4 protein-coding genes are annotated in these 5,069 nt (G+C 58.0%); 1 reads left to right on the top strand and 3 read right to left on the bottom strand.

What is annotated here, in order from left to right; all coding sequences use genetic code 11:
• Positions 1-2,251: hypothetical protein (locus tag AK963_RS25270; protein ID WP_202969866.1), on the bottom strand; the 2,251-nt coding region annotated here is incomplete at its 3' end.
• A gap of 118 nt (positions 2,252-2,369) precedes the next feature.
• Between AK963_RS25270 and AK963_RS25275 the strand changes: the two genes are divergently transcribed.
• Positions 2,370-2,549, top strand: a complete 180-nt coding sequence (locus tag AK963_RS25275; protein ID WP_066018149.1) for a hypothetical protein — start codon at positions 2,370-2,372, stop codon at positions 2,547-2,549.
• 22 nt (positions 2,550-2,571) lie between these two features.
• Here AK963_RS25275 and AK963_RS25280 read toward each other — a convergent pair whose 3' ends face one another.
• Complete coding sequence (locus tag AK963_RS25280; RefSeq protein ID WP_066018150.1) at positions 2,572-4,353, bottom strand: hypothetical protein; 1,782 nt, start codon at positions 4,351-4,353, stop codon at positions 2,572-2,574.
• A 9-nt stretch (positions 4,354-4,362) separates the two neighbouring features.
• The coding region (locus AK963_RS33630) for a hypothetical protein (protein ID WP_175404643.1) at positions 4,363-5,069 on the bottom strand (707 nt) is incomplete at its 5' end.

Below are 5,069 nucleotides of genomic sequence, written 5' to 3' on the forward strand. Positions count from 1 at the left end.
GCAGGTTTTTTGAGTACCTGGGTTCGACGAAGAGACCGCCGCCGATGTTGCGGGCGCGTTGCCCTTTCCAGGCTTCGGCCTGTTCGTCGGCGTAGGCTTGGGCTTCCCGTTTGGCTTCGGCGTCTTTGGCTCTTGCCTTGAGGGCGTTCTCGTCGATGGCTCCACGGCCAGACTGTTTGACCTTGGGCTGGTTGCGGAAACCGGCCATGTAACTGATGTCGACAAAGGTGTCGGTATCGTCGCCACGGTGGTTGGCGTCGTAGATGGCTCGCCAGATTTGCTGGCGCAGTTCTGCCTGGCCAGAGGGGGCGTGTTCGGTGACGGCCTCGGCCCAGGTGTTGACGTCCTGCTGCCACGCTTTCATCTGTTTGGGGGAGAGTTCCGCCACTCGGGAGAGCTGATCGCGGGACATGTCCCTGGCGGCTTTGGGCAGGGTGAGACCGCGATGTTCGGCGAGTTTGGTGAGCAGGACTTTCGGGCGCTTGTGCTGGTCAATGGCCTCGTCGGTCATGCCCAGTTTGGTTTTCAGGTAGACGCGGGCTTTGGGGCCGATGACCGGTCGGGTTTTCGGGTCGGCCTTGATCTGTTTCTGCTGGGCCTTGGCCTGCTGGAGATTGGTTTTGGCGGACTCGACGAAGTTAATTACCGAGTCTTTGTCGTTCAGGTCGAGACCGGTGGTGTCCAGTGGCTCGTCCATCAACTCTTCCCACTGGGTTTGCAGGGTGGTGATGGCTTTCTGGACTTTCGGGTCGACGGTTGCTTCGTGTACTGGCTGTGCGTTTTGCACCGAATCGGGTACTGATTTTGCGTTTTGCACAGAATCGGGGGTTTCTGTGCGATTTGCACCGGCTTCCGGTTTGGGTTCGGGCGTTGTTCCGGTGGATGCCGCCGGTTTTTGTGCTACAGTTTGGCCAGCCGCCTGGTCAGGGGTAGGTGTGATTGAAGAATCAGGTGTTGTGATGGCAACACCTGCCTCTGACTGGGCGGCTGCCTGCGTTTCGGCCTCGGTGCGCTGGGCCTCTTCTTTTTTCAGCAGGGAGTCGAGACCGTCGAAATCTTCACTGGCGGTAAGACGCTTGAGCCTTGCGACAAAATCTTCCTGTTTGGCGTATTCGTATTCGTTGCGGTTGGCCCGTGAGTTGTAGGGATCGGACTTGTACTGATCTTCGACGGCCTTGTTGCGGACGTCGAGGGTGTTGGTCTCGCGGATCACACGACGGACGTTGGCAATATTGGTGATGACTTCGCTGTAACCGTCCTGCCCTGGCTCGAGGGAGTCACGGATGTCGATGAGTTTGTCGAGGACTTGTTGCAGGTCAGGGTCGGGCTGGAAGGCTTCAGGTTGCTCCGGTGCCTGTGCGGCCTGTTCTGCCCGTTGGGCTTCCTGAAGCTGCTCCGCTTCCATACTGGATTTGACGTCGCCGATCGCGGCGCTGCTGTCGGTGCGGTAGTTGTCGAGTACCTGATCAAGCTGGGTGTCGCTCATGCGCTCGATGTAGTCGGGGGTGATCCCGTCGTCGAGCATTTTTTGATAGACCTCCTGCCCGAGCTTGACGTTCTTGCGGCTGAAGATGGAGACCGCCAGGCCAGAGAGGGCACCCATGGCACCGGAGAAGAGGCCACCGGCTGCGCCAGAGAGGGCCATCTGGGTTTTGCTGAACTCGTCTTGCAGGCCCAGTTCGATGTCACGGTTCTGGAGACCCGCGTCGAAAGCGGCTTCGACCGGTGCGCCGATCAGGGCTTCAGTCTTGGCACCGGCCTTGACGCCTTCCCATATTGCGCGGCCTTTACTGGCTCCCTGGGCACCGGCTTTGGCGGCCTTGCCCCAGGCTCCGGCACCGCCAAGGAGGTTGAGGGGATCGGCCAGAAGCGCACCGCCGATGCTCTTGGTGGTCTCCCACGCGCCCACCTGATCCACTGCGCCGCCGTCTTCATAGAAGGAGGGCATGTTGTCGTAGACGAACTGGAGGCGCTTGAGCCGTTCCCGCTGCTCCGGTGCGCCGTTGTAGGCGTCGTTCAGGTCTTCAGCCATGCCGAGGGTGTTCAGGTTGCCCCAGGTGCGGTCGTTATAGAATCGGGCGATCATGTCCTGATCGTTGTCGAAGGTCTCGCCCTTGGCTTCGAAGAATTTGCGGACGTCGTTCAGGAAGCGGGTGTCTTGAAAGATGGTGCTGGCGTTGAAGTCTTGGGTGTAATCTTGGGATGGGCCGGACAGGTCAAGGTCGGCGAACATATCGTCGAAGGATTTCAAGGCGGTTCTCCAGTTTCCGCTATGGTTTGAAATGATGGTAGGGTTGGACGAACGGTCGGTCGTCCTTGAGCGGGGCGGCTATAGTAAGGGGAAAGAGCAGTAGGGAAAGGAGATGGCGATGAAAGGATGGATTGCGGGGATCGTGCTGGCGATGGGGATGATGATGCCGGTGAGTGTCAGTGCTACTCAGTATTGTGCGTTTAACAGTGCTGGTAATCCTATCGGTTGTTATGGAAATTTCCCTGACTGCAAAAGAGTTGCTGAAAATAATAATGGCTGGTGTGAGGTGGGACGTTAAGCTGGTACAACACCAGCTTGGATTAACGTCCGGCGATTTCCTGTTTGAAGGCTGATGCTATCTGGTCGAGGACTCTGGGTTCTGGCCATGTCTGATGCTGCTTATAGAAGGCGTAGACCATATCCGCTTCGTCGTCGGTGATGGAGTCGGGACTGCGCCCGTTTCTCTCCATAAAGTCCCGTGCCACTTTTCTGTCCCATGCGCTGCCGATGGACTTCATACCGTCGTATAGCTTGTCAAGGCCGAGAGCCTGGGTGATGGACATAGACGGCGAGGCCATCGGTTGTTTGCTGGGCTGTGACTGTGGTTGTGACTGGGTGTCGACCACCGGATCATCGAGGTTGAGTTTGGTGTCGTCGAGGGCGATGGCCTTGAGGTCGGTTTTGATCTGGTTAAGCTGCTCGACCAGGCTGTTCAGGGCGGCGTTGTCCTCGTCGCTGCGAAGGCCGTTGCTGAAACTGTCGTTACTGAGACCGGTGAGGCGGGTGATCTCGTTGTCGATCTCGCGGGCGTAGCGGGCTTTCATGACTTCTAAATATTGCGACTGTTCCTGTGGGGCCAGATGGCTGAGTTTCTGGTGCGCGAAGTCGTAGAAGTTGTCGAGGCTGACCTGTTGAATCTGCTGTTCGACGACGGGGGCGGTGTGTTTGGCGAACGAGTCTGTTGGCCGGTAGCCCTGAATCTGGGCGCGGGCTTTTTCCTGGGCCGCTTCGGATGGTGTTTGAATCAGGTTCTTGCTGATGCCTTTGACGTTGCCCTGTTTAATGTTGTTGATGACGTCGGCAGCGATGTCCTGTGAGTACATGGATTCGTAACGGTTTTTCTTGGTTTCCATGTAGCGGAGGACGTCGGTGATGGACTGCGGGCTTCGCAGTTTGTAAGTCGTGGCGATGACCAGGGCGGCGCTCTTGAGATTGTCAGGGGCGTTGAGTTCGCCGATGACGGGCTTGAGGTTTTTGGCCTGCTCCTGAAGTTCCTTGTCGACGGCGGTGAGGGCGGCGAGGGTGTTTTTTTCCACCTTGCCGTCGTACTCCCGTTGCAGGCCGGTGATGACCTGATGCTGAAACGGTTCCATGGCGTCGCGGAAGGCGTCGGCGCGAACCAAGTCGGGATTGAACCCTGCCAGACGGGCACGGCCTTTGAGCATGGCTTCGAGCTTATCGTCGTCGACACCGACAAACTGTTTGAGGTCGGGAATCAGGCCGGAGTAAAACTCGTTGGTGCGCTGCTCTTCGTAGCCGTTGAGGACGTCGCTGGCGTCGTCGCCCCAGGTGTTTTTGACGACGGTGGCTCGCTGGTTGTAGTCCATGTTCTTGAGGTCGCTGGCTTTTGATGTGATCCAGTTGGACATCTGTCCCTTGCGCCAGTCGGTGAAGTTGTTGCGGGCGGGGGTCAGGGCGTTTTTGCTGAACTCGGACTCACCGAAGCGACCCACGACCATCTGTTCGAGTTCGTTGTAGGACTTGGCTTTCGGGGCGGCACCGGCAACAAACTGGTCGGCCATGGTCTGAAACTTCTGCTGCTGTGTCATCTGTTCGTACTGACGCTGCTGGAGTTCCCATTGACGTTCGGCCTTGGCGTGGGCGAGCAACTTGTCGACGTGGGCGCGGGGATCGCCGTCGAGGCCCATCTGTACGTACTGATTGACCAGGTAGTTGGGATCGGCGTCGGGGTTGGCCGAGACCAGATCGTTGAAGGCTTTCATGTTGGCCACGCGGGACTTGAGGCGGCGCTCCTTACGGTCGGCGATGGCTTCTTTCTGGTCGTGGAAAGCGTTGGTGGCGGTTCCCCATTGAAAGTACATAGTTGCTCCTTACAGCGTCCAGCCGTTGAAAGAGGTTTGCAATTTGTCCCAGCCATTTGAAAGGCTGCTGCCGACACCGCCCCAGTCCACTTCGCCAAGGTTGGCTAGAGAGGTACCGAGGCCGGTGGCGGCGTTGTTGCCCATCTCCATGGCGTTGTTGTACATGCTGTTGGCAAAGCTGCCGGTTGACTGCGCGAGATTGGCGGCGTTGTTGATGTAGGTGGACGGGTTCGGGGTGCTGAGGTTCTGGAAGTTGAAGGATGGGGTAGCCAGATTTTGATTAAACACACCCGTATGACCTGTAATAGTACTCGCCATATCACTGGTACCAGGCAACTGGTTATAGACGCCGGAGCCGACGGCTTGCATACCGGAGTAGACGTTGACGGCATCGAAGGGGTTGATGGTGTTGTTGATGGCGGAGCCGATCCTCATGTTGGTGGGGCCGACGGCGGACTGGATAGCGCCCTGCTGGCTGGCAAGCTGCATGGGGGAAAGCTGGGTCATGAGCTGCTGGAGTTTCTGTTGCTGTTCGCCGAGAAGCTGGTTGCGGTTGCCCTGCTCCATGGCTTGCAGGTTGCCGATGTACTGCTGCGCTTCGTCGTAGCCCTTACCGTAGGCTTGCTGGTATTCGTTGGCGAGCTGGGCGGTGATGTTGGCACGACGGGCGTTGTTTTGTGTGGATTCGAACATGCCAGAACGGATGGCATCGGCTT

It is taken from the genome of Endozoicomonas atrinae (genome assembly GCF_001647025.1).
Taxonomy (GTDB): Bacteria; Pseudomonadota; Gammaproteobacteria; order Pseudomonadales; family Endozoicomonadaceae; genus Endozoicomonas; species Endozoicomonas atrinae.